The organism is Bisbaumannia salifodinae (assembly GCF_055388505.1).
In genome coordinates, this window is record NZ_AP043781.1 from 3264638 (window position 1) to 3290427 (window position 25790).

25 protein-coding genes are annotated in these 25790 nt (G+C 68.8%); 9 read left to right on the forward strand and 16 right to left on the reverse strand.

The window, feature by feature from the left end; genetic code table 11:
- Window positions 1-3: 3 nt before the first annotated feature.
- Both ACZ5EF_RS15255 and ACZ5EF_RS15260 read right to left on the reverse strand, forming a co-directional pair.
- Window positions 4-699, reverse strand: a complete 696-nt coding sequence (locus ACZ5EF_RS15255; RefSeq protein ID WP_346061764.1) for a DUF6969 family protein — start codon at window positions 697-699, stop codon at window positions 4-6.
- Window positions 700-789: 90 nt separating this feature from the next.
- Window positions 790-1401 (reverse strand): cytochrome c peroxidase, encoded by a 612-nt coding sequence (locus ACZ5EF_RS15260; RefSeq protein ID WP_346061763.1) that lies wholly within the window; start codon window positions 1399-1401, stop codon window positions 790-792.
- A 305-nt stretch (window positions 1402-1706) separates the two neighbouring features.
- Here ACZ5EF_RS15260 and ACZ5EF_RS15265 point away from each other — a divergent pair, with 305 nt between their 5' ends.
- Window positions 1707-2318 (forward strand): sigma-70 family RNA polymerase sigma factor, encoded by a 612-nt coding sequence (locus ACZ5EF_RS15265; RefSeq protein ID WP_346061762.1) that lies wholly within the window; start codon window positions 1707-1709, stop codon window positions 2316-2318.
- Window positions 2315-2521 (forward strand): zf-HC2 domain-containing protein, encoded by a 207-nt coding sequence (locus ACZ5EF_RS15270; protein ID WP_346061761.1) that lies wholly within the window; start codon window positions 2315-2317, stop codon window positions 2519-2521. The genes ACZ5EF_RS15265 and ACZ5EF_RS15270 overlap by 4 nt, the downstream gene beginning before the upstream one ends.
- A 71-nt stretch (window positions 2522-2592) precedes the next feature.
- Here the strand turns inward: ACZ5EF_RS15270 and ACZ5EF_RS15275 are convergent, their stop codons facing one another.
- The 6 genes from ACZ5EF_RS15275 to ACZ5EF_RS15300 form a co-directional block, all read right to left on the reverse strand.
- Entirely contained in the window at window positions 2593-3138 is a 546-nt protein-coding gene (locus tag ACZ5EF_RS15275; RefSeq protein ID WP_346061760.1) for a hypothetical protein, read from the reverse strand.
- Window positions 3135-4157 (reverse strand): DUF3179 domain-containing protein, encoded by a 1023-nt coding sequence (locus ACZ5EF_RS15280; protein WP_346061759.1) that lies wholly within the window; start codon window positions 4155-4157, stop codon window positions 3135-3137. The genes ACZ5EF_RS15275 and ACZ5EF_RS15280 overlap by 4 nt, the downstream gene beginning before the upstream one ends.
- Before the next feature lie 75 nt (window positions 4158-4232).
- Window positions 4233-5021 (reverse strand): YiiX/YebB-like N1pC/P60 family cysteine hydrolase, encoded by a 789-nt coding sequence (locus ACZ5EF_RS15285; RefSeq protein ID WP_346061758.1) that lies wholly within the window; start codon window positions 5019-5021, stop codon window positions 4233-4235.
- A gap of 57 nt (window positions 5022-5078) precedes the next feature.
- On the reverse strand, window positions 5079-5630 hold the full coding sequence (locus ACZ5EF_RS15290) for a DinB family protein (RefSeq protein ID WP_346061757.1): 552 nt from the start codon (window positions 5628-5630) through the stop codon (window positions 5079-5081).
- Between the two features lie 109 nt (window positions 5631-5739).
- Window positions 5740-6081: a hypothetical protein gene (locus ACZ5EF_RS15295; protein WP_346061756.1), complete on the reverse strand. Its 342-nt coding sequence runs from the start codon at window positions 6079-6081 to the stop codon at window positions 5740-5742.
- Between the two features lie 120 nt (window positions 6082-6201).
- Window positions 6202-8460, reverse strand: coding sequence for a hypothetical protein (locus tag ACZ5EF_RS15300; RefSeq protein ID WP_346061755.1), 2259 nt, complete (start codon window positions 8458-8460; stop codon window positions 6202-6204).
- 181 nt (window positions 8461-8641) lie between these two features.
- Here ACZ5EF_RS15300 and ACZ5EF_RS15305 point away from each other — a divergent pair, with 181 nt between their 5' ends.
- Window positions 8642-9592, forward strand: a complete 951-nt coding sequence (locus ACZ5EF_RS15305; RefSeq protein WP_346061754.1) for a sulfurtransferase — start codon at window positions 8642-8644, stop codon at window positions 9590-9592.
- 180 nt (window positions 9593-9772) lie between these two features.
- Here ACZ5EF_RS15305 and ACZ5EF_RS15310 read toward each other — a convergent pair whose 3' ends face one another.
- The 8 genes from ACZ5EF_RS15310 to doeA all read right to left on the reverse strand — a co-directional run bounded on the left by ACZ5EF_RS15310 (window position 9773) and on the right by doeA (window position 18911).
- Complete coding sequence (locus ACZ5EF_RS15310; RefSeq protein WP_346061753.1) at window positions 9773-10453, reverse strand: haloacid dehalogenase type II; 681 nt, start codon at window positions 10451-10453, stop codon at window positions 9773-9775.
- Between the two features lie 125 nt (window positions 10454-10578).
- Complete coding sequence (locus ACZ5EF_RS15315; protein ID WP_346061752.1) at window positions 10579-11535, reverse strand: cyclodeaminase; 957 nt, start codon at window positions 11533-11535, stop codon at window positions 10579-10581.
- A gap of 155 nt (window positions 11536-11690) precedes the next feature.
- On the reverse strand, window positions 11691-12707 hold the full coding sequence (gene eutB / locus ACZ5EF_RS15320; RefSeq protein ID WP_346061751.1) for a hydroxyectoine utilization dehydratase EutB: 1017 nt from the start codon (window positions 12705-12707) through the stop codon (window positions 11691-11693).
- A gap of 137 nt (window positions 12708-12844) precedes the next feature.
- Window positions 12845-14254 (reverse strand): aspartate aminotransferase family protein, encoded by a 1410-nt coding sequence (locus tag ACZ5EF_RS15325; RefSeq protein ID WP_346061750.1) that lies wholly within the window; start codon window positions 14252-14254, stop codon window positions 12845-12847.
- A gap of 96 nt (window positions 14255-14350) precedes the next feature.
- Complete coding sequence (locus ACZ5EF_RS15330; protein WP_346061749.1) at window positions 14351-15820, reverse strand: NAD-dependent succinate-semialdehyde dehydrogenase; 1470 nt, start codon at window positions 15818-15820, stop codon at window positions 14351-14353.
- A gap of 191 nt (window positions 15821-16011) precedes the next feature.
- Window positions 16012-16482, reverse strand: a complete 471-nt coding sequence (locus tag ACZ5EF_RS15335; protein ID WP_346061748.1) for an Lrp/AsnC family transcriptional regulator — start codon at window positions 16480-16482, stop codon at window positions 16012-16014.
- Window positions 16483-16647: 165 nt separating this feature from the next.
- Window positions 16648-17664 (reverse strand): N(2)-acetyl-L-2,4-diaminobutanoate deacetylase DoeB, encoded by a 1017-nt coding sequence (gene doeB / locus ACZ5EF_RS15340; protein WP_346061747.1) that lies wholly within the window; start codon window positions 17662-17664, stop codon window positions 16648-16650.
- 47 nt (window positions 17665-17711) lie between these two features.
- Window positions 17712-18911, reverse strand: a complete 1200-nt coding sequence (doeA, locus tag ACZ5EF_RS15345; protein WP_346061746.1) for an ectoine hydrolase DoeA — start codon at window positions 18909-18911, stop codon at window positions 17712-17714.
- A gap of 200 nt (window positions 18912-19111) precedes the next feature.
- Here doeA and ehuR point away from each other — a divergent pair, with 200 nt between their 5' ends.
- From ehuR to ACZ5EF_RS15375, 6 genes are all read left to right on the forward strand, one after another.
- Entirely contained in the window at window positions 19112-20518 is a 1407-nt protein-coding gene (ehuR, locus tag ACZ5EF_RS15350) for a MocR-like ectoine utilization transcription factor EhuR (RefSeq protein WP_346061745.1), read from the forward strand.
- A gap of 13 nt (window positions 20519-20531) precedes the next feature.
- Window positions 20532-21461 (forward strand): 2-hydroxyacid dehydrogenase, encoded by a 930-nt coding sequence (locus ACZ5EF_RS15355; protein ID WP_346061744.1) that lies wholly within the window; start codon window positions 20532-20534, stop codon window positions 21459-21461.
- A gap of 276 nt (window positions 21462-21737) precedes the next feature.
- The gene (locus ACZ5EF_RS15360; protein ID WP_346061743.1) at window positions 21738-22301 is read left to right on the forward strand and encodes a nicotinamidase; all 564 of its coding nucleotides are present in this window, start codon (window positions 21738-21740) and stop codon (window positions 22299-22301) included.
- Window positions 22298-23650, forward strand: coding sequence for a nicotinate phosphoribosyltransferase (locus ACZ5EF_RS15365; RefSeq protein ID WP_346061742.1), 1353 nt, complete (start codon window positions 22298-22300; stop codon window positions 23648-23650). Before ACZ5EF_RS15360 ends, ACZ5EF_RS15365 begins: the two co-directional genes overlap by 4 nt.
- A gap of 109 nt (window positions 23651-23759) precedes the next feature.
- Window positions 23760-24476 (forward strand): hypothetical protein, encoded by a 717-nt coding sequence (locus tag ACZ5EF_RS15370; protein ID WP_346061741.1) that lies wholly within the window; start codon window positions 23760-23762, stop codon window positions 24474-24476.
- 112 nt (window positions 24477-24588) lie between these two features.
- The gene (locus ACZ5EF_RS15375; RefSeq protein ID WP_346061740.1) at window positions 24589-25515 is read left to right on the forward strand and encodes a LysO family transporter; all 927 of its coding nucleotides are present in this window, start codon (window positions 24589-24591) and stop codon (window positions 25513-25515) included.
- Window positions 25516-25790 lie beyond the last annotated feature (275 nt).

The window sequence follows — 25790 nt, forward strand, 5'->3', positions numbered from 1 at the left end:
GGCTCAAGGCGTTCGGCAGGCCGACTCGAGATGCTCGGCCCAGGCGGGCAGGTCCAGGGGGATCTGCCCGATCACCTCGATCTCGCGGTCTTCGAAGATCTCCGGATCCTCGGCCCGGAGCCGGGCGATCTCGCGATCCCGGTGGGCAAGCAGGGCTTCCAGCTGGGGCCGGCAGGCGGTGACCAGGGCGGTGACCCAGCGATTGACCGGCCAGGAGGGCCAGGCGTGATCGATGGCGAAGGTCTCGGCCAGGGCCAGGGTCTCCGTGGCACTGCGCCAGCGCTCGCCGGTGACCCAGCGATTGGTGGTAAAGAGGCCGATGGGCCCGCCCCAGGCATCCATGGAGACCGCCACCAGGTGGGTGGGCGTCTTGACCTTGCCGGGACGATTGTCCCCGGCCGGGCGGTTGAAGAGGTGGAAGTGGCCATGCTCCCCCTCCCGGTGGGCATGGTAGTAATACTGCCCCCCGGTCTCCCGGTCGTAGACATCGCCCTTGGGGTAGTGATCGAGCCGCACGAACTGGCCCTGCCCCTTGAGCAGTTCTCCCACCAGGTTGAGCCCCACCTTCTTCAGCACGCGCTGGCAGTCGAGGGCCTCCCGGGCCGCGCGATGGCAGGCCCTCAGGGTCTCGGGATCGTAGGCGGCGAGGTCGGGCAGGACGACCGGCTCGCCGATGGAGAAGGGTTCCAGGGCTGACATCAGGACTCCCGTGGTGCTCGTATGAAACAGCCTAACAGACACACGCCGAGCCGGGCGCCCTCGGCACCCGGCCCGCTACCGTCCGTTCGCTTAGAGGTTATGGGGCTCACCGGAATAGCGCCGCTGCACCTCCACTACATAGGCCGACAGCGCCGACAGCTCCTCGCTATCCCAGCCCAGGGCCTCGGCGGCCATGGGCACCACCATGCACATCTGGACCATTTCGTCGGCATGTACCGTCTCCATGCCGAACCTATTGGCCCCCATGGCCACCGGATGGGGATAGGGTTGCTCGAAGGTCGCCTGATAGCCCTGGTCGCCCTCGTGACAGCTGGCGCAGGACAGGCCATTGCCGCTCAGGCTGGGATCGTTGAACAACGCCTCCCCTTGCGCCAGCAACTCGGCGGCATTCTCGCCCGATTCGCTATAACCTGGGGTATAGCCCTCCGGCCGCTTGACCGCCTGGGCCGGATCGTCGGCGGCGCAGGGATTGGCCGCCACGCAGGGATTGGCCGCCGCACAGGGATTGGCCGCCGCGCAGGGATTCGCGGCAGCGCAAGTCTGCATGGCGGCGCAGGGGTTATCATCCATACCATCCGCCGAGGCCGGCAGGGCCACCCCCGCCAGGGAGAGACTCAGCAGGGTGCCCGCCAGGGTGCACTGCCACTTGGTGAAACGGGATGGGGTGAAGGCAAGTGTCATTGTCGTTCTCCTCGCTGCCTGGTCTTGGCGTTGTCCGAACACCGGCTTCACTCGCCGACGCTTCGGACGAAGCCCAGTGATGCTGTGGATCGGTTCGTCGAGATGATGCCGAAAGCATCCTGCGCCTTGTGTCGTCGGAAAACGCCCGACCTTACAGGGCGCGGACGGCCCTTTTATTCTTATAAAGAATAGTTAAATCACTGTTGCATCCCGTCAGTAGAAGTCCCCGTCCTAATTTCGCCCTATCGCGAGTCCCCGATGTTTGTAAGGATAATCGACACGGCCTCGACCCACGGGAGATCACCATGCAAGACGCCGGTAACGAGCCAGCCTCGCAGAATCAGCCACAAGAGGCGCGCATGCAGCGCCTCTCTGCCGTCAGGCCGCGGCTGGTATCCTTCGCCAGGCTGCAGCTGCGTGATCATGCCCTGGCCGAGGATGCGGTCCAGGAGGCGCTGGCGGCGGCCATCGAGAAGGATGCCAGCTTTTCGGGACGCTCCGGCTACGAGACCTGGGTCTTCGGGATCCTCAAGTACAAGATCCTCGACACCCTGAGGGAGCAGAAACGCCGTGGGCATTGGCAACCCTGGGAGGACGAACTCGATGAAGACGCCATCGACCGCCAGTTCCAGCAGAGTGGTCGCTGGCAACCCTCGGCGCGCCCCAGCGACTGGGGGGACCCGGAGGCGACCCTGAGCAATGATCACTTCTGGCGGGTCTTCGACAGCTGCATGATCGCCCTTCCCGAGACGATCGCCCGGGTCTTCACCCTGCGCGAGCTGATGGGGCTCTCCACCGACGAGATCTGCCAGATCGCCGAGATCAAGGAGAATAACTGCTGGGTCATTCTGCATCGTGCCCGACTGCGTCTCAGGGAGTGCGTGGAGAAAGGGTGGCTAGCGGAGGATAAGTCATGATGATATGCAAGCGGGCCACCGAGCTGATGTCACAACGCCTCGATCGGCCACTTACCTGGAAGGAAAAGGTATCGCTGAGGCTCCACCTCTCCATGTGTGGCGCCTGCAAGCAGTGCAACCGCCAGTTCGAGCTGCTCCACCTGGCCGGTCAACGCCTGGATGAGGAGCGGCATGCCCAGGGAGAGGATTCAGGATCCCACTGAGCCGATGCCTGATCGGGCCTCAACGCCACGCTTCGCTCAGTGCCCTGCCAGCGCGACCGGCACCCCCGGTCTTACCTTTCGCCATTGGCCTCGAGGCGACGGCTCAATATCCAGAGACCGAGGAGCATCAACAACAGGGCCAGGGGGATCAAGATGGGAGTCAGGCCCACCACGGCGCCGGCGATCGGCAGCCCCAGCCAGATCAACACCAGGGGCGCGCAGCAGGCCCCGCCGATCAGGAGCGCCGGAATCGCCGCCAAGATACCGCTGGCGGAGCTCCCCAGGCCGCACACCCGGGGCGAGCGCCACACCCACCAGGCCGCCAGCAGGTTAAGCCCGAGCAGAAGCCCCATCAGCAGCGCCAGCAATGTGTTGAAGGGACTGAAGGTCCATATCAGGCCGCCCAGCATGATCCAGCCCACCGGCTCGAACTGCAGGAAGCCCCGCCGCTCGAGGAGCCGCCCCCAGGCGGGAAAGCTCGCCTCCCATCCCCCCCAGCCGCCGCCGGCCAGGTCACCGGTCAACCAGAGGTAGGCCAGCGCATAGCCCGCGGCCATGAGGCTCAGGAGTAGCATCGCCACCGGGCTGGCGGCCAGGCGTCGTCGGAGGGCGCTCATGGGGCCTCCGGATAGAGGGCGGTCTCGGGGTAGAAGGCGGCCCAGGCGAACCACATGGCCTCGAAGCCATGCAGCGGCTCCAGGGCCTCGATACCCGGGCCACTCACGCCCGCGGGACCGAAGCCAAGCGCGCCGGCATCGAGGCTAACCCCCCGGGGATTACGAAAGGCCCAGGCGGTCTCCAGGCCGGGATCATGAATCAGGACGATTCGCTCATCGCCCACCCGGGTCTCGATCACTCCCTCCTCACGCAGGACACGGCGATCGACGGCCAGGGCGCCCCGGGCGGTACGCACCCCGAAGATCATCGTCTTGGGCGGAAAGCGGTCATCGCGATGCAGCACCGAAAAGAGCCGACGGCTCTCGGGCAGATAGTAGCCGCCCAGGGGGGTGTAACTGCCGTAGGGGTCGCGGCGGTAGTTGCGCACATAGCCAGTCCGCTCGGAGAGCACCCGGGTCTCGGGATAACGCGCCCGCCATTGTCCCCAGGTGGTCCAGATCAGGCGTACCTCTTCCAGCCCCTGACCGGCCAGGGGGCCATCGATGGCCACGCCGAGGATCTGCGGCCACTCGCTATCGGTGGCCCGGTCATACATCACCAGGTTGCTGTTGACCAGCCTGCCGGAGACGCCCAACTGGGTCGTGCCGCGCTTGAAGCCCAGGGCGGTGCCGGTCAGCGGACAGTAGGTGATGCTCAGGGCCTCCCCGCCCACCTCGTCATTGACGATCTCGTGCCAGACCAGGATGCGTTGGGGATAGGCCCGCGCTTGCCCCTGGCGATAGAGACCGATGACGATCTCATCGTCATCCAGCCGCGCCTGGTCGGCGCCCACGAACTGGGGCCGGTCGATGGAGGGGATGCCATCCTTGCCGGGGCCACCGGCCTGGAGGGCGGCGCGAAAGTTCTCCAGGGGGTGCCCCACCGCCACCTGGGGCGGCACCTGGGTGGGCGGGCCGGCCAGGGCCGGAACGAGGGCCAGTAGCCAGAGCAGCGGTATGGCCAGCAGGAGACGTTGCATAAGCACCTCGCCACGGGGCCGTCCCCGAGTCGGAGTCCAGGGTCCTGCCATTGAGTCGGGCCAGGCCCCTCGTCCTTACTGCCGATCTCGAGCCGGCAGGCGTTCCTCGGACGCCTGCCAGATCAGGTGATGGGGATCGAAGCCCGCCTGGAGCGCCGGCTTGACGATCTGGAAATAGGGCGAGAGGTCGAAATCCCGCGGCGTGAAGAGGCTGTAATGGCGCCGCCGCCAGACCCGCCGCTGGTCGCCGGCCGGGGTTGGCTCGGCTCGGGGAAGCGCCTCGATGGGCAGGATCGGATAGTGCACCGCCTGGAAGGCCTGGGCGATCAGCGTCGAGCAGATCGCCCGGGTGGGATCGCCGCTGCCGAGTCCCAGCATCCGCCGGCGCCAGGGCTCTGGGACCGGGGGTAACGGCAGCAGATAGCGCCCCAGATCGAAGAGGTTGCTCAGGTCGTAGTGGTGGCCCACCCGTTTACAGGCAAAGCGGATCAGCGCCTCGATCTCCTCGGCCTCCAGGCCCACGGGGCGGCAGATACGCAGCGGTACGCCGCGGAATTCGTCATACCCCACCAGGCGCACGCCCTCGGCCAGGTCGGCCTCGACGAGGCAGGCCGTTTCGTCACCGCCGGCGCCCTGGGCGGCCTCGTGGCCGACGAAGAGGGCCGCATGGGACCAGGAGGATTGGGTCAGGTATTTGATGACCGTGCTGAGCCGGGAGGAACCCTCCACCAGCAGCACATCCCCGGGGCGCAGATGGGCCAAGACCTCGCGGTCTTCAATGCGGCACTCGGGGCGATGCCAGGGGCGCGGGCAGGAGAGCCAGCAGCTAAGCCGATAGCCGCACTGTTCAAGCATCTTCGACATCTGCGCACCTCTCGCAGCCGCTTCGGCTGGCCATGCCCCCGCCGCGGCGGGGCGCCGTCAGGCGCTGGCCCGGGGCGCTTGGCTCGCCCAGTGGCGCAGGGTGGAGGGGTGGATGCCGAAGCTCTCGGGCAAGGCCACGCCGAGCCCCTCGGCCAGCAGCCCCAACAGCGCCATATGGTGGATGCTATGACTGGTCAGGAAAGCGAGCTCACGCCCTAGACTAGTGTCCAGGTGGCGAAGCCCTCCCCCCTCCAGAGGATAGGCCAGGGTCAGCCTCCCGGGGCAGTCACCCAACACCTCCAGCGCCGCGGCGATGGCCTCCAAGCGTCGCCGCGCCTCCCGGGGGCAGCGCTCCGGCCAGGCCTCCCGGGGGCGATGCTCGTAATCCAGGCGGCCACCGGGCACCGCGGCCAGCAGGGCCTCGTAGTGATCGATGATATGGCGCACATGCTTGCCCAGGCTCTGTCGTCCCCCGGGGTCCAGGGGGCGGCCGTAGGCGGCGGCCGAGAGGCCGGCCAGGAAGCGACATAGCTGATCGAGGACCTGGCGGTTCTCCGCCACGAGTCCCCCCAGATCGATGGCCAGCACGGCGGTGGAATCATGACTCATAGCGTCTCTCCAGTGATCGCCAGGGAAGGCGGCGATATCTCTCTCCCCGTGGGTGGCCTGCGGCGAAGCCGGCACCGATGTGACACCGGCTCGCCGTCTCCTTATGCCACTAACCTTCGGCTTCTGCCTCGGCTTCCGCTTCCCCTTCGGCCTCGCCCTCGGCCTCACCCTCGGCCTCACCCTCGGCCTCACCCTCGGCCTCAGATTCGGCTTCCGCTTCCGCCTCGGCTTCACCCTCGGCTTCGGCTTCCGCCTCAGCTTCGGCATGGGCCGCGGCAAGCATCAGGGGCGCCTCCTGGCCACTGGCGTAGCCCGCGGTATCCATCGCCTCGCTGGCCACGGCCTGGGTCGTCAAGCCGCTGGCCACCAGCAGCATCGCCGGGGCCGCATAGCCCAGCCGACGCCCGAGGCGAGCCAGCAGGCTGCGACGGGTCTCCTCTTGTGGTGTCATCGTGCTCTCTCCTTACTCTCGATTGAGTCTCGATGGGCGGCATCACGCTGGGCGAGGCCGGCCGCCCGTCGCGACCTCACCCGTGGCGACCCGCTCGATGGCGGGCCACCGTCAGTTCGCTCAGTCGCCGACCGCCGCCGGAGGCGCCAGCCAGTCGCTCAGCGCCGCCTCGATTTCCACCTCGCTGGCGACCCGCCGAGCGGGCAGGCCGGCGAACCAGCCCAGCAGCGCCTGGGGGGCCGCGTCGTCGGCGGCGTGGAGCCGGGGCAACAGGGCCGCGAGCAGATCCAGGGGCGTCGGTAGCGAGGGCCCCTCTTCGACCAGCAGCACCCCCCGCAGCCGAACCGCCCGAGGTGCCCCAGGCGACAAGGACTCGCCCTGGGCCGGCGTCTCCAGCCGCAGGCGCAGGCCTTGCCCACGGCCACCGGGAGCCTCGCCTGCCTGGGCCTCGATCAGCGACGCCGCCCAAGCGGCGTCGCTGGCACAGAGGCAGAGCACGGCGCCACCGGTGCCGTCGCTCAGCAGCTCGACCTCCGCCACCGGCCGGCCGGGGGTGGCGGCTCGATGCAGCAGATGCCGTCTCAGGGCCCCGGCCAAATGGGTCAGGCCGAGCCGCCCGGCGATCCACTCGCCCTCGGCGGCCAGGGCATAGCCGGCCCCGGGCTCACGCAACACCGCGAGAGTGGGCGCCTCCTCTTCCGCTGGCCAGGCCTCCAGGGGAAAGTCCCGCGCCAGGCGGGTCAGGACGGCACCATCGGCGAGTTCCAGGCGCCAGCGCCGGCCATCGAACTCGAGCCCGCGGCGGATGGGCCGATCGCGGGGCATCCGTGTCGGGGCGAGGCTTTCCCTGGGGGCCGGCGCCTGGCCCTGACAGAGCAGGCCGAGACGACACCAGTCGCCCAGGGTCTGCCAGACCTCCTGGCGCTGAGTGGCGAGATCCGGTGCCCCCTCGGCCCCGATGGCGAGCCGGGCGAGCTCCTCGACGATGGCGTCGGGGGCGAGCCCTTCGTTGGCCAGCAGCCAGATCAGCGCCGCCGTGTCGTTGAGGCGATAGAGCCGGTCACGGGCATGCAGGGCCAGGCTCTCGCCATCGATCAGTTCCGTGACCCGACGGCGACTCAGGCGCGGCGGCGTCACGGGGCGTCCCGTCAGGCCCTCGGCCAGCAGCAGGTCGGCCCGGCTGGGCAGGGAAAAGCAGGGAAGGTAACGCTCCGGCTCGGACGCGGGCAGCAGGCGCCGGAAACCGCCGGCCCGGGCCAGCTCCGCCCGGGCCTCGGTCACCAGAGGCGCTATCTCGTCCTCGCTGCCGGCCTCGGCCGGCGGATGCTCCCCGGGAATATCCACCAGGGTCACCAGGTCGCGCACCAGGCCACCCTTGACCGCCGCTTCCACCCGGCCGCCGCTCTCGGGGCCGGCGCAGATGCCCAGCGACGGGCTGAGGTTGCACTCCAGGATCCACGGCTTGAGGGTGTCATCCACCAGGCAGTCGAGGCCCAGCAGCTCGTAGCAGCCCCGGGGGTCGACCCCCGCCTCGGCGGTGCGGCCGCGCATGGCGTCCACGGCGGCGATGGCGGTCAGCGCCACCAGGTCCTCGATGCGGGCGAAGAGGGCCCCGTCGTCATGCCCCATCTCCCGCAGCCAGGTCCGGTAGCGGTCGAGGTCGATAAACTCCACCGGCACCTCGGCGCGCTCGTTCAGGGCGTTGATATCGGGATTGGTCAACTGGCTGAAGGGATTGTCGGCGTCCTCCGGATCCCAGGGCTCGGAGGCGAGCTTGGCGAAACCCTGGCGGTAGAGATAGACCCGCAGGGGCGCCAGGGAGCTGATCAAGACATAGAGGCGCAGCACATACTTGTGGCCGCGGATGGTATGGGGGTTGGCCAGGTACTCCTGCACCAGCCAGTCCCGGGCCAGCGGAGCCTCGGCGGCATCGCGCAGCACCCGTACGCCCTTGCCCTTGGAGGCGTTGGTGGGTTTGAGGATCCAGCGCCGTTCGGGATGATTCTGAGCGGCTTCCTGCAGGGCATGGTAGTCCCGGGGCATCACATAGGCCCGGGGGAAGAACCCTAGCCGTGCGGCGTACTCGCTGTCGGCGCCAAAGCCATCCTCCACGCGGGCCCGCAACTCGGCCAGGCTCTGGTGGAGACGACTCTTGACGGTCAACGCCGCGTTGCCGGGAAAGTGGTTGAGCTTGCGCCGCGGCGACACCCGACGGAACTGGGCCGGGTCGGGCATGCCGGTGACCCAGCCGGCATCCCACTGGGTCTCGTCACCGGGTTGCCAGCCCAGCGGCTCCAGGGCCTCGCGAAAGAAGCGATCCTGCTCGGCGGCGCGCTGGCCACCCAGCCAGAAGCGTAGGGGTTCCCGGGTCTGCGACATGCCTGCCACCTCCCGTCGGCGATCGGAGTACTGCAGGCTATGTCGAGGCCAGGGGCGGATCCTTACAGTCGCCGCGCCACTCGTCGCTCGATCGTTTTTCCCGCCACCCGGTAAGGATCAGCCGAGTGCGGCGACTAAATCAGTGGGGTGTCGAGCCCCGCCCCACGGGGGAGGAACCAGAATGCTCAAGATCCTGATGCTGGCCGTCGCGCTACTGCTGGGCGGTCCGGCCCTGGCGGCCCTGCCGGGGCCCCTGGTCGAGGCCGACTGGCTCGACCGCCACCTGGCGCGCGACGACCTGGTGATACTGGATATCCGCTCCCGCATCGATGACGGCGATCGGCTCGGCTTCGAGGAAGCGCGGATCCCCGGCAGCCGTCACAGCAGCTATATCGAGGATGGCTGGCGGGAGAACCGCGGCGGCGTGACCGGCCTGCTGCCGGCGGTGGCGTCGCTCGAGGCACTGATCGGTGGCCTGGGCATCGACAACGCCAGCCAGGTGGTGATCGTGCCCGCCGGCACCGGCCCCACCGACTTCGGTAGCGCGGCCCGGGTCTACTGGACCTTCAAGGTGCTGGGCCATGACGCCGTGGCGATCCTCGATGGCGGTTTCGCCGGCTGGCGCCAGCAGGGCCTGCCCATGGCCAGCGGCCCCGCCGAGCCGGTACCCGCCGCCGGCTTCCGCGCCACGCTCAGGGAGGCGCTGGTTGCCACCACCGAGCAGGTGGAGACGGCGCGGCACACCCAAGCCCAACTGGTGGACGCCCGTCCGCGAGACTACTTCCTGGGCGATACCGTCTCGCCGGCAGTGCGCGTGGCCGGCACCATTCCCGGCGCCCGCAGCCTGCCCCATCACGCTCACCTCAACGACCGTCAGGGCGCCTATTATCTGGCTGCCCAGGGGCTGAGCGAACGCATCGACGCCGCCGGGCTCGACCGGGGGGCGCGCACCATCGCCTTCTGCAATACCGGCCACTGGGCCGCCACCGACTGGTTCGTGCTCAGCGAGGTGGCCGGCTTCGAGGAGGTGGCGCTCTACGACGGCTCCATGGCCGAGTGGACGCTCGACGAGGCCCGCCCGGTGCAACTGATCCGCGAGGGGCTGCGCCGGGTCGGCGAACTGCTGGAGTAGGGCGTCACTCCATCCGCCCGATCAGGCGTTCGGCCAGGCTCTCCAGGTCAGTGACCGTGCCGGTTAGAGAGGGGCTCGCCGCCCCGAAGTCGTCACTCCATCCGGCCGATCAGGCGTTCGGCCAGGCTCTCCCGGTCGGTGACTGTGCCGGTTAGAGAGGGGCTCGCCGCCCCGAAGTCGTCACTCCATCCGGCCGATCAGGCGTTCGGCCAGGCTTTCCAGGTCGGTGACTGTCAGATCCGGTTCGCCGCCCCAGGGATCGAAGGGGGCCTCGGCCAGGCGCCGCACCCAGACCGCATGCAGGCCGGCATGGCGGGCGCCGATCACGTCGAAGGGGTTGCTGGAGACCAGCCAGGTGGCCTCCGCCGGGGCCTCCAGGCGGCCGCGCAGATGGGAATAGACGGCGGGGTCGGGCTTGAAGCGCTTGATCTCGTCGACGCTGACGATATCGTCGAAGGCCTCGGCGAGCCCGGCCTGGGCCAGCAGCGCCGCCACCGTCTCGCGAGCGCCGTTGGAGAAGGCCACGCAGGTGATGCCCGCCTCACGCAGCCGCGCCAGGGCGGCGGCCGCCTCAGGATAGGCGGGCAGGCGGCCGTAGTGAGTCATCAGGCGATCCAACTGGAGCTCGCTGAGGGGGCCGCCGAAGGCACGGTCGGTGAATTCCAGGGCCTCCCGGGTGCACTGGGCGAAATCGGCATAGGCCCCCATCAGACCGCGGCGGAAGCTGTACTCCAGTTGCTTGTCCCGCCAGCGCTGGGAGAAGGCCATGGCGCGGTCGCCGAGCAGGTCCTCCAGCTCGGCGACCACCCCATGGGGATCGATCAGGGTGCCATAGACATCGAAGGCGATAACCCGACGCATAGGACTCGACTCCAGGACAATCACGGTGCCACCCAGCATGGGCCAGCCCCGGCCCCCGCTCAAGGGCGCGCGGGTCACGCCCTATCAACCGAGGCTGAACCGAGGCCGAAGGCACACGACAGGGGCTAGTCGCCGACCCGGGCCAGGCGCTCCAGGGCGAAGTTGGCGATGGCGGTGTCCTGCACCCCGGTGCCGGTGAGGTCGCAGACGGTGATATCCCGGGGCGAGCTGCGCAGTTGCCAGCCCTCGGCGATCACCCGCCCCAGCTCATAGACGCTAAATGGTGGCTCGCCCTTCGCCACCAGGGCCTGGAGCTCGCCATTGGTCTCGCTCTGGGCCCGGGTATCGCAGACGAAGGCGCTGGCCAGGTGCAGCACCGACTCGTCCAGCTCCCGCTTGCCGGGGCTATCCGAGCCCATGGCGGTGATATGCACCCCCTCGGGGAGCTCGCCGGAATGCAGGATGGGACTGCGCGATGGCGTGGTGGTAATCACGATATCCGCCGATGTACAGGCCGAGGCCACGCTATCGTGGGCCCGCGCCTTCAGCCCCTGGTCTTCGAGGCGCCGGGCGTAGGCCTGGGCCGCCTCGTGGCGCCGCGCCCAGACGTCGACTCGCTCGACCTCCCGCACCAGGCGCAGCGCCTGGACCTGCAGCTCGGCCTGCTCGCCGGCGCCCAGCACCGCCACCCGCCGGCTGTCGGGTCGCGACAGGTGCTTGGCGGCGATGGCCCCGGCCAGGGCGGTGCGCACCGCGGTCAGGTAGCCCTCGTCGAAGAGCACCGCCTCCACCAGGCCGGTCCGGGCGGAGAACACCAGCATCAGGCCATTGAGGCTGGGCAGCCCCAGCCTGGGGTTATCGAAGAAGCCGGGGCTGACCTTGATGGCAAAACGCGGCGCGCCGCGGATATGGGCGGTCTTGACGTCCACCTCGCCGTTGGCCTCTTCGATGGCCATGGAGAGGATCGGCGGCTGCACCACCTCGCCACGCCCCAGGGCGGCGAAGCCCGCCTCCACCGCCGCCAGGGCCTCGTGGTCCAGGCCCACGGCCTGACGAATCGCATCACGGTAGAATAGCTGCATCACACTCCTCCTCTGCCAAATGGGAAGCTGCCACCCAGTTGAGCGGCGCCGAGGGCTAGCAAGAGCAAAGCGTCATTATCAGGGACGAGAATGCCGAGCGCCCAGGGATGGGTTTACCGCGTCTTTGCGATGCCAACCCTCGGAAACGCCGCGGCTCAATGGCAACTAGTGCCCACTGAATTGGCCAGGGCCCGGGCGCGATCGAAGGTCTCGAGCGATACCCCATTGCCGGAGAGGATCAGCGCCACCTTCTGGCCGCGGATATCCAGCCCATGGGCCTCGATGGCCGCCAGGCCCACCGCCGCGGCCCCCTCTACCAGCAGCTTCTCCTCCTCCAGCAGGCTGACCATGGCCGCGGCGATGGCCGCCTCCGAGACCTGATAATGATCGTCCATTACCCGCTGCACCAGGGCGAAGGTGCAGCGATTCTCCAGGCCGATGCCGCCGCCCAGGGAATCCGCCAGGCTCGCCACCTCCGCCACCTCGACGGGATGGCCGGCCCGCAGGCTCTCCCACATGGCCGCCCCCGCCGAGAGGCTGACCCCGGTGATCCGGGTGGCGGGACGAATCGCCTTGATGGCGGCGCCGATGCCGCCCAGCAGCCCGCCCCCGGAGAGCCCCACGATTACCCGGTCGAGCTCCGGCTGGTCCTCCATCAGCTCCAGGCCGATGGTGGCCTGGCCAGCGACAATCAGCGGGTCGTCGAAGGGCGGGATCAGGGTCATGCCCTCCTCCGCCACCAGCCGCGCCACCTCGTCGAAGGCCGCGTCCTGGCTGGCGCCACAGCGCCGCGCCTCGGCGCCCAGGTCGCGGATGGCGGCCACCTTGTTATCGGGCACCAGGGTCGAGAGGCAGATCACCGCCGGGATGCCCACCTCGGCGGCGGCATGGGCCACCGCCCGGCCATGGTTGCCGGTGGAGGCGGTGGTCACGCCCCGGGCCAGGGCCTCCCGACCATGGCGCTCGATCAGGGCACCGAGCATATGGGTGGCGCCGCGCAGCTTGAAGGCACCGGTGGGCTGACGGGTCTCCAGCTTGAGATAGACCTCGGCGTCGAAGCGCCGCGACAGCGCCCGGGAACGGACCAGGGGCGTGCGCACCACCCGGCCAACCAAACGTCGGCGGGCGGCATAGATCGCCGCCAGGCCGATATCGGACTCGGCCCCTTGCATGGACGTTTCACCTCCCGGCAATGATTTCAGTATGGCGATGCGGGCCGGCTACGCCACCGATGCAGGCCACCGATGCAGGCCACTGTCATAAAAAAGGCGCCGGGGGTCTCCCCCCGGCGCCTGGTGACGTAGCCGGCTTAGCTGGCCTTGAGCTCGCCGCTGCGGGTCAGCTCGTCGGCCACCTTGTCCACGGCGCGCTTGGCGCGGGCCACCACCTCGTCCACCTCGGCGCGACTGATGGTCAGCGGCGGCGCGAAGCCGAGGATATCCCCCTGGGGCATGGCCCGGGCGATCAGGTTCTCGTCGAGGGCAGCGGCGGCGATGCGCGGCCCCACCTTGAGGGCCGGGTCGAAGTGCTCGCGCCGGGCCGGGTCGGCGGAGAACTCCAGGGCCGCCAGCAGGCCCACACCGCGCACGTTGCCGACGATGGGATGATCGCCGAAGGCGGCCTGCATCTGGTGCTGCAGGTAGGCCCCGGTCTCGGCGGCGTTCTGGGTCAGGCCCTCCCGCTCGATGATCGCCAGGTTGGCCAGGCCGGCGGCGCAGCCCAGGGCGTGGCCGGAGTAGGTCCAGCCGTGGCCGATGGGACCGAACTCACCGGTGCCCTGTTCCAGCACCTGCCAGACGCGATCGCCGACGATCACCCCGGAGAGCGGCTGGTAGGCGCTGGTCAGGCCCTTGGCGACGGTGATCAGGTCCGGCTCGATGCCATAGTGGTGGCTGCCGAAGTCGGCGCCGATACGCCCGAAGCCGCACACCACCTCGTCGGCGATCAGCAGCACGTCGTACTTGGCCAACACCGCCTGGATCGCCTGCCAGTAGCCCTCCGGCGGCGGCACGATGCCGCCGGTGCCCAGCACCGGCTCGCCGATAAAGGCGGCCACGGTCTCGGGGCCCTCGGCGAGGATCATCTCTTCCAGCTTGGCAGCACAATACTGGGAGAACTCCCGCTCGGTCATGCCCTGCTGCTCGGCGGCCCGGTGGTAGTAGTAGGGCGCCTCGGTGTGGCGGATGGTCTCGATGGGCAGATCGAAGTGATCGTGGAAGGCCTTGAGCCCGGTCAATGAGCCGGAGGCGATGCCCGAGCCGTGGTAGCCGCGCATCCGCGAGATCACCTTCTTCTTCTGCGGGCGCCCCAGGACGTTGTTGTAGTAACGCACGATCTTCAACTGGGTCTCGTTGGCGTCACTGCCGGACATGCCGTAGTAGACCTTGGACATGCCGGGGCCGGCCAGCTCGAGGATCTTCTCGGAGAGCTCGATCTGCGGCTCGTTGGCGTGGCCCACATAGGTGTGGTAGTAGGAGAGCTTCATGGCCTGCTCGTAGATGGCTTCCGCCACCTCGCTGCGGCCATAACCGATATTCACGCAGTAGAGCCCGGCGAAACCGTCGATAAACTCGCGGCCGTCCTTGTCGACGATGGTGATGCCCTGACCGCCGGTGATCACCCGCCCCGGCGCGTCGCCATGGGCGAAGTCGCGCAGGTGGGTAGAGGCGTGGAAGGTGACCTTGCGGTCGCGGTCGATCAGTTGCTGATGCAGGCTCATGGCGCTTCTCTCTTGGCTAGGCTCCCCGGCGTCCCCCGCCGGGGAGAATGTTCATAGGAATTCAGTAAAACCGCTAATCTCGGGGGATCGGCAAGCTCAACTACCGGAGACGGAGCCCAGGGCACCCAGGCAGTAATACTTGGTCTCCAGGTATTCGTCGATCCCGGTATTGCCGCCCTCGCGGCCCAGCCCCGATTGCTTGACGCCGCCGAAGGGCACGGGGGGACCGGTCATCTTCACCGAGTTGACGCTGACCATGCCGTATTCGAGGGCCCGCAGCAGCTTCCAGATACGGCGAATATCGTGGGTGTAGACATAGGCCGCCAGACCATACTCGGTGTCGTTGGCCAGCTCGATCACCTCATCGTCATCGCCATAGGCGGTAACGCCGGCCACTGGGGCGAAGTTCTCCTCCCGCCACACCTTCATCTTCGGCGTCACCCCGGTGAGCAGGGTGGGCACGAAGAAGTTGGGGCCCGGGGCCTGGGACTGGTCGCCGGCCACCAGGGTGGCGCCCTGGGAGAGGGCGTCGTCGACGATGGCCGAGGCCTTGTCCACCGCCTGGCCGTGGATCAGCGGGCCCAGGTCCACCTCCGGCTCCAGGCCGTTGCCCAGGGTCAGGGCCGCCATGCGGCTGGCGAAGTGGGCCACGAAGTCGTCATGGATCGACTCGTGGACCAGGATGCGGTTGGCCGCCAGGCAGTCCTGCCCCGCTGTCTGGAACTTGGCCGCCACGGCGGCGAAGGCCGCCTCCCTGGGATCCATGTCCGGGCCGACGATAAAGGGCGCATTGCCGCCCAGCTCCAGTGAGACCCGCTTGACGGTATGGGCGCTCTGCTCCAGCAGCAGGCGGCCGACCCGGGTGGAGCCGGTGAACGACAGCGCCTTGACCCGCGCCTCGGCACACAGGATCTCCGACACCTCGGCGGGCTCCCCCAGCACCACGTTGAAGATGCCGGCGGGAATCCCGGCGCGCTCGGCGAGCTCGGCCAGGGCCAGCGCCGAGAAGGGCGTCTCGCCGGCGGGCTTGACGATCACCGGGCAGCCGGCGGCCAGGGCGGCGGCGGCCTTGCGGGTGATCATCGCCAGGGGGAAGTTCCAGGGCGTGATCAGGGCGGCGATGCCCACCGGCTCCTTGATGGTGCCCAGGGCGGCATTGGGAATATGGCTGGGAATGGTCTCGCCATAGGTGCGCTTGCCCTCCTCGGCGAACCAGCGCACGAAGCTGGCGCCATACTCCACCTCGCCGCGGGCGTCGGGCAGCGGCTTGCCCTGCTCCCGGGTCATGATGGTCGCCAGGTCCTCGCGGTGTTGCTGCAGCAGGTCGTACCAGGCCAGCAGGCGCTCGCAGCGCTCATCGGCGCGCAGCGCCCGCCAGTGCACGAAGGCGGCCTCGGCGGCGTCCACGGCACCGCGGATCTGCTCGGCTTCCAGCCAGGGAATATGCCCCAGGGTCTCGCCGGTGGCGGGATCCACCACGGCCTCCTCGCGGCCGCCATCGCCGTGGGTCCACTTGCCGTTCACATAGGCATGCTGGCGCAGTAGGCGCGGATCGTTGAGTTTCATGGGTCACCTCCCCTGACGACGTGGCGGCGGGCCGCCACGGTGGTCGAATCACGTCGACAGCCTCGGGCTGTCCATGTGCTCAGGGTAAGGCCTGAGGGCGGGGGAGACTTTTCGATAGGGCCGCGGGACGATGCGGTTTTTTTTGTCTCCCGGCGGGCCACAGGAAGTTTTTCTGGGCCCGATGACAGGGGCTAGTCGGAGATCAGTTCCAGGGGCGGCGGGGCGTGTTTGACCTGCTTGGTGACGATATAGGTGAAGTAACGCTCGATGCCCACCTCGGAGGTGAGCCAGCCGTCGATCAGCCGCTGGTAGGCGTCGATGGAGTCCGCCTCCACCTTGAGCAGGTAGTCGACGCCGCCGCCCACCGCCACGCACTCGGTGACCTCGGGGGTCTCGCGCACCACCGTCTCGAAGCGCTGGAAGCTCTCGGCGTTATGGGCCTTGAGCTCCACCTGGACCCACACCGGGGTGCGCTTGACCAGCACCCGGACGTTGATCCGCGCCCCATAGCCCTCGATGATACCGGCCTTCTCGAGGCGCTTGACCCGCTCCCAGCAGGGGCTGACCGAGAGGTTGATGCATTCGGCCAGGCGCGACTTGGTGATGCGGCCATCCCTGGCCAGGATCTCGAGGATCTTCAGATCGTAACGGTCAAGCTTCATTAGGCTCCTCGGCCAAGCTCTCACAGTAGGAATCGCTGAGGGGCGCCGGGGACGGACTAGAGCAAAGCGTCATTATCAGGGACGAGAATGCCGAGCGCCCATGGACGGGTTTACAGCGTCTTTGCGAAGGCCGTCCCCAGGGTAGCCCCGGGGTTACGGTGAAGGTCAGGCCTCGAGTCGATCGACGACCTCGGCGATCACCGCGATGGTGTCCCCCATATTGACCCGCGCGGGGAAGCGACGTGCCACCAGCATACCATCGCGGCCGGCATGGTATTCCACGGGGGTGGCGCCGGTGCGGGTCAGGTCATGGACCCGGGCGATCAACTGGCCCTTGGCGACCCGCTCGCCCAGCGCCACGGTGAGCTCCAGCAGGCCGCTGTGCTCACTCTGCACATAGCAGCTGGCGTCGGGCATATCCACATAGACCTGGGGCTCGGCGGGGGGCGTCACCTCGCCGTCCATCAGGCCGAAGTGGATCAGGAAGTTCTTGATGCCGCGCTCGGTGATGGCCAGGCGCTCCGGGGTGGTGGTGCCGCCGCCACCCAGCTCGGTGGCCACGAACACCTTGCCCTGACTCTCCACCGCGGTATCGAAGAGCTTGGTGGCATCCAGCTCGAACATCAGCATGGCGGTGGGGGCGCCGAAGGCGATGGCCCCCTCCAGGGCGCGGCGCTGCAGGGCCTTGTCCTCCAGGTGGTGGGAGGCGGCGAAGGGCACGATATCCAGGGTGCTGCCGCCGGAGTGGAGGTCGAGCACCACATCGGAAAGCGGCACCAGCTCGCGGGTGAAGTAGTCGGCGATCTGCTCGGTGACGCTGCCGTCCGGGTCGCCGGGGAAACTGCGGTTGAGGTTGCCGCCATCCAGCGGCGAGGTGCGCTTGCCGGCCTGGGCCGCCGGCGCGTTCATGGTGGGGACGATGATCACCCGGCCCCGGATATCCTCGGCCTCGAGCTCGCTGGCCAGCTTCAGCAGGGCGGTGATGCCCTCGTACTCGTCGCCATGGTTGCCACCGGTGAGCAGGGCGGTGGGGCCTTCGCCGTTCTTGATCACGGCGACGGGAATCATCACCGCCCCCCAGGCCGACTCGTCGTTGGAGATCGGCAGCTTCAGGTAGCCGTGCTGGACGCCATCCGCGGCGAAATCCACGGTGGCGGAGATGGGGCTGGGACGCTTGGTCATTGTCTTGTCTCTCCTTGTTCTCTACGGGCGCGGGGCGGATCGGGCGCCTAGCGGACAAATAGCTGGCGCGGGAAGTTGGCCAGGGTCTCGCAGCCGGTCTCGGTAATCAGGATGCTCTCGGTGATCTCCAGGCCCCACTCCTCCTCCCAGAGGCCGGGCATGAAGTGGAAGGTCATGCCGGGCTCGAGGATGGTCTCGTCGGAGGGGCGCAGGCTCATGGTGCGCTCGCCCCAGTCCGGCGGATAACTGATGCCGATGGGGTAGCCGCAGCGGGCACCACCGCGGTCGAAGCCGTACTTGTCCATGGCCGCGCCCAAGGCCATGGCGATATCCGCGGTACGGTTGCCCGGTTTGGCCACCGCCAGGCCATTCTCGATGCCCTCCAGCAGCGCCGACTCGGCGCGGATAAAGTCCCGGGGCGGCTTGCCCAGGAAGACGGTGCGCGACATGGGGGCGTGGTAGCGCTTGTAGACCCCGGCGATCTCGAAGAAGGTACCCTCGCCCTTGCGGAAGGGGGTATCGTCCCAGGTCAGGTGGGGCGCCGCCGCGTCCTTGCCGGTGGGCAGCATGGGTACGATGGCCGGGTAGTCGCCGCCGAACACCCGGCCGGTCTCGTCGGTCCAGCCCTCGATGCCGACCCGGTAGATCTCCGAGACCAGCTTGCTCTTGGGCAGCCCCGGCTCGATCACCTCGAGGATCCGCGTATGCATGCCCTCGACGATCTTCGCCGCCACCCGCATGTACTCCACCTCGCGGGGCGACTTGATGGCCCGGCACCAGTTGACCAGGGCATTGGCGTCCAGGAAGCGGGCATGGGGCAGCTCCCGCAGCAGGCTCTGGTAGGCCTTGGCGGAGAAGTAGTAGTTGTCCATCTCCATGCCGATCACCCCCTGGTGCCAGCCGCGATCGGGGATGATCGACTGGGCCAGGTAGTCCATGGGGTGCATGTCCGGATTCTGCACATAGTAATCCGGGTAGTAGGTGATGTTGTCCGGGTCCATCCAGCAGGTGCGCAGGGCGCCGTTGGCATCCATGCGCCGACCGTACCAGACCGGTTCGCCCTCCAGGCCCAGCAGCACGCACTGGTGCACATAGAAGGACCAACCGTCATAGCCGGTCAGCCAGGCCATATTGGAGGGATCGCTGATCAGCAGCATATCGATCCCTCGATTGGCCATCTCGGTACGCACCTTCCACAGGCGGTTGGCGTACTCCTCACGGGTAAAGGGCAGTGAAACCTCGATCATGGCGTCGTGAAGTCCATCAAAGATCGCCGAAACCGGCCGGCCCTCCATCGATGGCCGCCGAGCCGCGGGGTGCGCTAGCAAACCGGTGGTTATCATTGTCATGAGTTTTCATAACATTTTGCATGACAATTGCCGGTCAATCACCTTAGGGTGGATACTAGCATTGGCGCCGAGCTCCCCGTCAAAGGCTTTATTGGATCATGACAATTGACTTGACTCCCTACCTCAGCAATGAGGGCCCCAAGTACCTGGATATCGCCCAGGCCCTGGCCGAGGCGATCCGTCAGGGCGATCTCCCCCCGGGCACGCGGCTGCCACCCCATCGCCAGTTGGCCGAGGCCCTGGGCGTCAGCGTGCAGACGGTCTCCCGGGCCTATGCCCAGTCCGAGAAGATGGGACTGGTGCAGGCCCGGGTGGGCAGCGGCACCTGGGTCAATGCCCTGGACGATGCCCGCGAGTCGGAGTACCTGCGCAGCCCCGAGCCACGCCTGGAGAGTCCGCTGATCGACCTCTCCATCGCCCACCCGGTGTGTCCGCCCCGCCACCACCGGCGCTTCCGCGAGGCCCTGGTGGAGCTGGCCGAGCGCGCCCACCCCGATGTGCTGGCCGCCAACCGCCCCATTGCCGGCCTGCCCCATCAGCGCGAGCGGGCCAATGAGTGGCTGCTGGGACGCCTCAAGGTGCCTGGCGGGGTCGAGGAGCGCATCCTCTGCAACGGCGCCGCCCATGGCCTGATGCTGGCCATCGCCACCGTGGTCCAGCATGGCGATCTGGTGCTCACCGAGGCCCTCACCGACCATGGCCTGATCGCCCTCTCCCGCACCCTGGGCTTCCAGCTACGCGGGGTGGCCATCGACGAGGAAGGGGTGGTGCCCGAGGCCCTGGAGGCCGCCTGCCGGCGCTTTCGTCCCCGGGCGGTGTGCCTGACCCCCACCCAGCTCAACCCCACCGGCGCGACCATGAGCGAGGCGCGGCGCGACGCCGTGGCCGAAGTGCTGGCGCGTCATGGGGCCTGGCTGATCGAGGACGACGTTCATGCCCTGCTGGAGCCCCCCGGCCTGACGCCGCTGTGCGCCCGCCTGCCCCGCCAGGGCTTTCATGTCACCAGCCTGACCAAGGCGACCCTGCCGGGGCTGCGCGCCGGCTACCTGAGCGTGCCCCGCCAGCAGGTGCACCACACCCTGCCGCGGCTGCGCGCCACCAGTTGGATGGCCACGCCGCTGATCTTCGAGCTGGCCGACCTGTGGCTGGCCGACGGCACCCTGGAGACCCTGGCCCGGGAGCAGCGCGAGCTGCTCGCCGAGCGCCAGCGCCTGGCCGCCGAGGTGCTCGCCGGCCATCCCTTCCGGTCGCGCCCCAGCAGCCTGCACCTGTGGCTCTCCCTGCCCCAGGCGTGGCGCGCCGAGGAACTGCAGCAACAGGCCGAACAGGAGGGGCTCTCCATTACCACGGCGGTCCCCTTTATGGTGGAGCAGACCCCGCCGCCGCGGCGGGTGCGCCTGAGCCTGGGGGCGGAGCAGGATATCAAGCGGTTGCGCGATGGCCTGACCCGGCTGGCGGCCTTGCTGGAGGAGGCCCCGCCCCCCATGATGCAGGTCGTCTACTGAACAAGGAGTCACGATGAAGATCCTGGTGCATAGCGACGACGCCGAGCAGTGGCGCGACGCCCTGGCCGGACGGCTGCCCGGGGCGCGGGTGGTGACCAGTGCCGAGGCCGAGCGCCGCGACGCCGACTACCTGGTGGTCTGGAAGCCCAGCGCGGCGCTGCTGCGCGAACAGACCCGCCTCAAGGGCATCATCAACCTGGGCGCCGGGGTGGATGCCCTGCTCAGCAACCCGGGCCTGCCCTCGGGGGTGCCCATCGTCAAGCTGCGCGATGCCGGCATGGCGGGCCCCATCGCCGACTATGTGCGCTATGGGGTGCTGCACTTCCAGCGCGACTTCGACCGCTACCGCCGCCAGCAGGCCTGCGCCGAGTGGCGCGAACACGCCATGGTGGACAAGGGCGACTGGCCGGTGGGGATCCTGGGGCTGGGTGCCATCGGTGCCAGGGTGGCCGAGACCCTCGCCGCCGACGGCTTCCCGGTGCACGGCTGGAGCCGCACCCCTAAGTCGCTGGAGGGCATCGCTTGCCACCACGGCGAGGCGGGGCTCGAGGCCCTGCTGGGCCAGGTGATGAGCTTGGTGCTGCTGCTGCCGGACACCCCGGCCACCCACCGGCTGATCGACGCCCGGGCCCTGGCGCGCCTGCCGGCGGGAGCCAGCCTGATCAACCCTGGCCGCGGCACCCTGATCGACGAGACGGCGCTGCTCGCGGCCCTGGGGCCTGGCGAAGCCGAGGGGCGGCTGCGCGGCGCCCTGCTCGACGCCTTCCCGGAAGAGCCGCTGCCCGCCGAAAGCCCGCTATGGACGCATCCGCGGGTGTGGATCACCCCGCATATGGCCGGTCCCACCCCCCTGGGTGCGGCCCTGGACCAGGTCGTGGAGAGCCTCGAGGCCTTCGAGGCGGGGAAACCGCTGGCTACGATCGACCCCGATGCCGGCTATTGATTTCCCTTTTGCCCCTGGGCCCCTTCTGATCTCGAGGCCCGGGGCTAACCTGGGGGTAGGCACTTCGCAGAGACGCTGTGAACCCATCCATGGGCGCTCGGCATTTTCGTCCCTGATAATGACGCTCCGCTCCGGCCTACCCCCAGCGCCCCTTAGCAATTCCAGCAAGGCTGCCTCGCTTCGCCCACATCCCAAGTCGTCGCCCGGGCCCCTACACAGCATCACCGACGCGGCGTAGGCTGATAGGTACACGCTAGGAGACTCGGGAGGCTTCCCATGACTCGCGTGACCTATGGCCCCGACACCGCCCTGCTGGTGGTGGATATGCAGAACGATTTCTGCGAGGGCGGCGCCCTGGCCGTCGCCGGTGGCCGGGCCCTGGTGCCCTCGATCAACGCCGAGATAAGCGCCGCCGCCGAGGCCGGCGCCCTGGTGGTGGCCAGCCGCGACTGGCATCCGCTGGAGCACGTCAGCTTCCGGGAGCAGGGCGGTCCCTGGCCGCCCCACTGCGTCCAGGACACCTTGGGTGCCGCCTTCCATCCCGACCTGGCCCTGCCCGAGGGGACGGTGCGGGTCAGCAAGGCCTGCGCCTTCGATGCCGACGCCTACTCCGCCTTCGATGGCACCGGCCTGGCCGGCTTCCTGCAGCGTCATGCCATTCGCCGGGTGGTGGTCTGCGGCCTGGCCCTGGATGTCTGCGTCCGCGCCACCGCCCTGGACGCCGTGGCGGCGGGCTTCGCCACCGTGTTGCTGGCCGAGGCCAGCGCGGCGGTGGAGCCCGCGGGCCGCGAGGCCTGTCTCGATAAGCTGCGCCACGCCGGCGTCGAGGTGCTGGCATGACGGCACCCCTGGACGTCTCGGAGACCGAGCTGGTCCTGCTCACCGACCTCTACCAGTTGACCATGACCCAGGCCTACTGGAAGGAGGCGATGGCCGAGCGCGCCACCTTCAGCCTCTTCTTCCGCCGGCTGCCGCCGACCCGGCGCTTTATGCTGGCCTGCGGCCAGCAGCACGCGGCGACCCTGATCACCCGGCTGCGTTTCGGCGAGGCCCAGTTGGCCCAACTGGCCGCCACCGGCCTCTTCGAGGCGGCCTTCCTCGACTGGCTCGGGGAGTGGCGCTTTAGCGGCGATATCTGGACCCTGCCGGAGGGCACCCCGGTGTTCGCCGACGAGCCCCTGCTGGAGGTGGAGGCGCCCATCGCCGAGGCCCAACTGCTGGAGAGCCTGGTGATGAACCTGGTGCAGTTGGAGACGCTGCTGGCCTCCAAGGCGGTGCGCCTGGTGATCGCCGCCCGGGGCCGCCCGGTGGTGGACTTCGGCCTGCGTCGCATGCATGGCGTCGATGCCGCCCTGCGCGGGGTGCGCGCCTATCGCACCGCCGGCCTGGAGGGCACCAGTAATGTGCTGGGCGGCCTGCGCCATGACCTGCCGCTGCGCGGCACCATGGCGCACAGCTATATCCTCGCCCACGACGACGAAGCCGAGGCCTTCGCCGCCTTCGCCCGCTACTACCCGAATACCACCCTGCTGGTAGACACCCACGATACCCTGGCCGGCGTCGACCAGGTGATCGCCCTGCTCGAGGCCCACCCCGAGCGGCGCCTGGGCGCCATTCGCCTCGACTCCGGCGACCTGGGGGACCTGGCCAAGGAAGCCCGGCGGCGGCTCGACGCGGCGGGGCATAGAGAAGTGAAGATCATCGCCAGCAGCGGCCTGGACGAATACCAGATCGCCGAACTGGTGGCGGAGGGCGCGCCCATCGATGGCTTCGGCGTCGGCACCCAGTTGGGCGTCAGCGCCGATGCCCCGGTGATCGACCTCGCCTACAAGCTGGTGGCCTATGCCGGCCGACCGCGGGTCAAGCACTCCCCCGGCAAGGTCAACCTGCCCGGCCCCAAGCAGGTCTATCGACGCCGGGACGACGACGGCCGCCTGATCGGCGATACCCTGGCCCGCCGCGACGAAACAGGGCTCGAGGGCGAGCCCCTGCTGGTCCCCCTGGTGAAGGACGGGCGAGTCGACGGCGATCTTGTGGCCCTGGCCGATACCGCACGGGAGCGGGTCGCCGCTTCGCTGGCGGCCCTGCCCGGTACGCTTAAGCGCCTCGACCCCCGGGGCGACGACGAGGAGGAGTATCCGGTGGCGCTTAGCCCGGGGCTGGAGCGGCTGCGTCGAGAGGTCGGCTAACTCACCACGAAGAAACGTGCAGAGAGTGCGCAATATCGGCCCTGGCGGGAACGAGGTGACCAAGCGAGACTCTTATTTCGGCGCCCCACCATCAGGGAAAGGAGTCGCCATGCCCCACCTCGATCAAACCCGCCGTCGGCCACCGGCCGGCCGGCGGTTCGCCCTGGCTCTGCTGACCCTGGCACTGCTGATCATGGCCCTGCTGCCACCCACCCCGGCCCGGGCCGATGCCCCGCAGCCGCGTCCCTTCGTCGCCGATTATCAGTTGCAAGTCAGCGGCTGGCCCGATGCCCGGGTCAGTCACCGGCTGAGCCGCCACGGCGACTGGTGGCAGAGCGAGATGCGCGCCGCCATTCGCCTGGCCTCCGGCCACGAGCGCAGCCGCTTTCGCCTGGACGGCGACGCCCTGGCCGCCAGCGCCTACAGCAGCGGCTACCGCCTGTTGGGCATCGGTGGCAGCTACCGCCTGGGCCACGACGCCCTGCGCGAGCTGCCCGATCGCCAGACGGCGCTGATCGAGCTCTCCCGCCGCGCCGCCAATGGCCATTGCCAGGCCAATCCCCCCTGCGCGATCCGCTTCGTCGATCACAAGGGGCGCGAGGAGCGGCTCGACTATCGCCCCCTGGCCCCCGTCGCCCAGCGCCTGCCCAGCGGCGAGACGGTTCAGGCAACCCGCCTGGAGGCCTGGAACCCCGACAAGCCCGAGCGGCGCTTCTTCTTCGCCTTCCACCCCCGACTGCCGGGCCTGCTGCTGGACGTGGAGTATCACCGGGACGGCGAGCGACAGAGCCATCTGCGGCTGGATTCCCTGGAGATCACGGAGTGATCGGACAGTAGCCCTGCTTATCGTGCATCAGGGAAAATCATTTCTCTTTATTTCCGTCTATCGCTAAAGTGAGCCCCTTTTTCGGGACGATCCCCCCTGCGATGGAGATGCCATGCTGACCGGCCTGCTGATCGTGCTGCTGCCCCTGCTGCTGGGCTACCTGGTGCCGGTGCGCCATGCCGGGCTGCTGGGGCTAATCAACCGCGGCGTCAACGCCTCGGTCTATGTGATCCTGCTCTTGATGGGAGTCAGCCTGGCGGGCCTGGAGGACCTGGCCAGCCAGCTGTCGCGGATGGGCGGCCAGGCCCTGGCCCTCTTCGCGGTGACCGGCGCCTGCAACCTGCTGGCCCTGTGGTGGCTCTCCCGGCGCCTGGGTCTGACCGCCGGCACCTCCCGGGTGGTGGCGGGCGCCCCCACCAGCAAGCTGGCCGCCCTGGGCGGCTCCCTGGCCCTGCTGGGCGTGGTGATCCTCGGCGTGGCGGCGGGCCTGGTGGCCGGCGCCTGGCTCGGCGAGGCGCTGTTCCTTCGGGCCGAGACCCTGGCAGAATGGGTGCTCTATGCCCTGCTGGCGCTGATCGGCTGCCAGCTCAGGAACTCCGGCATGCCGCTGCGACAAATCCTGCTCAACCGCTTCGGCCTGGCCATCGCCACCACCCTGGCGGCGAGTTCCCTGCTGGCGGGCCTGCTGGCCGCGCCCCTGCTGGGCCTGAGCTGGAGCGACGGCCTGGCCATGGCCGCCGGCTTCGGCTGGTACTCCCTCTCCGCCATCCTGATCGGCGACCAGCTCGGCCCCCTGCTCGGCGGCGTGGCCTTCTTCAACGACCTGGCCCGGGAACTGCTGGCCTTCCTGCTGATCCCGCTGCTGATCCGCCGCCATGCGGCCCTGGCCATCGGCTATGGTGGGGCCACCTCCATGGACTTCACCCTGCCGGTCATCCAGCAGCACGGCGGCGTGGCCTGCGTGCCCATCGCCGTGGTCAGCGGCTTTATCCTCTCGCTGCTCTCGCCACCGCTGATTCTCTTCTTCCTGTCGCTGTAAGAACTTCCCCTGCCGCTTTCCAGAGTTCACCCAGCAGTACGGCGGCGTGGCCTGCGTGCCCATCGCCGTGGTCAGCGGCTTTATCCTCTCGCTGCTCTCGCCGCCGCTGATTCTCTTCTTCCTGTCGCTGTAAGAACTTTCCCTGCCGCTTTCCAGAGTTCACCCAGCAGTACGGCGGCGTGGCCTGCGTGCCCATCGCCGTGGTCAGCGGCTTTTCCTCTCGCCACTCTCAGCCGATCCCGCCACCGCTGATCCTGTTCTTTCTCTCCTTGTAG

What these genes read in the sequence shown, in the direction of transcription:
- ACZ5EF_RS15255 (WP_346061764.1), bottom strand. Translation starts at nt 699, where the DNA reads ATGTCAGCCCTGGAACCCTTCTCCATCGGCGAGCCGGTCGTCCTGCCC.
- ACZ5EF_RS15260 (WP_346061763.1), bottom strand. Translation starts at nt 1,401, where the DNA reads ATGACACTTGCCTTCACCCCATCCCGTTTCACCAAGTGGCAGTGCACC.
- ACZ5EF_RS15265 (WP_346061762.1), top strand. Translation starts at nt 1,707, where the DNA reads ATGCAAGACGCCGGTAACGAGCCAGCCTCGCAGAATCAGCCACAAGAG.
- ACZ5EF_RS15270 (WP_346061761.1), top strand. Translation starts at nt 2,315, where the DNA reads ATGATGATATGCAAGCGGGCCACCGAGCTGATGTCACAACGCCTCGAT.
- ACZ5EF_RS15275 (WP_346061760.1), bottom strand. Translation starts at nt 3,138, where the DNA reads ATGAGCGCCCTCCGACGACGCCTGGCCGCCAGCCCGGTGGCGATGCTA.
- ACZ5EF_RS15280 (WP_346061759.1), bottom strand. Translation starts at nt 4,157, where the DNA reads ATGCAACGTCTCCTGCTGGCCATACCGCTGCTCTGGCTACTGGCCCTC.
- ACZ5EF_RS15285 (WP_346061758.1), bottom strand. Translation starts at nt 5,021, where the DNA reads ATGTCGAAGATGCTTGAACAGTGCGGCTATCGGCTTAGCTGCTGGCTC.
- ACZ5EF_RS15290 (WP_346061757.1), bottom strand. Translation starts at nt 5,630, where the DNA reads ATGAGTCATGATTCCACCGCCGTGCTGGCCATCGATCTGGGGGGACTC.
- ACZ5EF_RS15295 (WP_346061756.1), bottom strand. Translation starts at nt 6,081, where the DNA reads ATGACACCACAAGAGGAGACCCGTCGCAGCCTGCTGGCTCGCCTCGGG.
- ACZ5EF_RS15300 (WP_346061755.1), bottom strand. Translation starts at nt 8,460, where the DNA reads ATGTCGCAGACCCGGGAACCCCTACGCTTCTGGCTGGGTGGCCAGCGC.
- ACZ5EF_RS15305 (WP_346061754.1), top strand. Translation starts at nt 8,642, where the DNA reads ATGCTCAAGATCCTGATGCTGGCCGTCGCGCTACTGCTGGGCGGTCCG.
- ACZ5EF_RS15310 (WP_346061753.1), bottom strand. Translation starts at nt 10,453, where the DNA reads ATGCGTCGGGTTATCGCCTTCGATGTCTATGGCACCCTGATCGATCCC.
- ACZ5EF_RS15315 (WP_346061752.1), bottom strand. Translation starts at nt 11,535, where the DNA reads ATGCAGCTATTCTACCGTGATGCGATTCGTCAGGCCGTGGGCCTGGAC.
- eutB (WP_346061751.1), bottom strand. Translation starts at nt 12,707, where the DNA reads ATGCAAGGGGCCGAGTCCGATATCGGCCTGGCGGCGATCTATGCCGCC.
- ACZ5EF_RS15325 (WP_346061750.1), bottom strand. Translation starts at nt 14,254, where the DNA reads ATGAGCCTGCATCAGCAACTGATCGACCGCGACCGCAAGGTCACCTTC.
- ACZ5EF_RS15330 (WP_346061749.1), bottom strand. Translation starts at nt 15,820, where the DNA reads ATGAAACTCAACGATCCGCGCCTACTGCGCCAGCATGCCTATGTGAAC.
- ACZ5EF_RS15335 (WP_346061748.1), bottom strand. Translation starts at nt 16,482, where the DNA reads ATGAAGCTTGACCGTTACGATCTGAAGATCCTCGAGATCCTGGCCAGG.
- doeB (WP_346061747.1), bottom strand. Translation starts at nt 17,664, where the DNA reads ATGACCAAGCGTCCCAGCCCCATCTCCGCCACCGTGGATTTCGCCGCG.
- doeA (WP_346061746.1), bottom strand. Translation starts at nt 18,911, where the DNA reads ATGATCGAGGTTTCACTGCCCTTTACCCGTGAGGAGTACGCCAACCGC.
- ehuR (WP_346061745.1), top strand. Translation starts at nt 19,112, where the DNA reads ATGACAATTGACTTGACTCCCTACCTCAGCAATGAGGGCCCCAAGTAC.
- ACZ5EF_RS15355 (WP_346061744.1), top strand. Translation starts at nt 20,532, where the DNA reads ATGAAGATCCTGGTGCATAGCGACGACGCCGAGCAGTGGCGCGACGCC.
- ACZ5EF_RS15360 (WP_346061743.1), top strand. Translation starts at nt 21,738, where the DNA reads ATGACTCGCGTGACCTATGGCCCCGACACCGCCCTGCTGGTGGTGGAT.
- ACZ5EF_RS15365 (WP_346061742.1), top strand. Translation starts at nt 22,298, where the DNA reads ATGACGGCACCCCTGGACGTCTCGGAGACCGAGCTGGTCCTGCTCACC.
- ACZ5EF_RS15370 (WP_346061741.1), top strand. Translation starts at nt 23,760, where the DNA reads ATGCCCCACCTCGATCAAACCCGCCGTCGGCCACCGGCCGGCCGGCGG.
- ACZ5EF_RS15375 (WP_346061740.1), top strand. Translation starts at nt 24,589, where the DNA reads ATGCTGACCGGCCTGCTGATCGTGCTGCTGCCCCTGCTGCTGGGCTAC.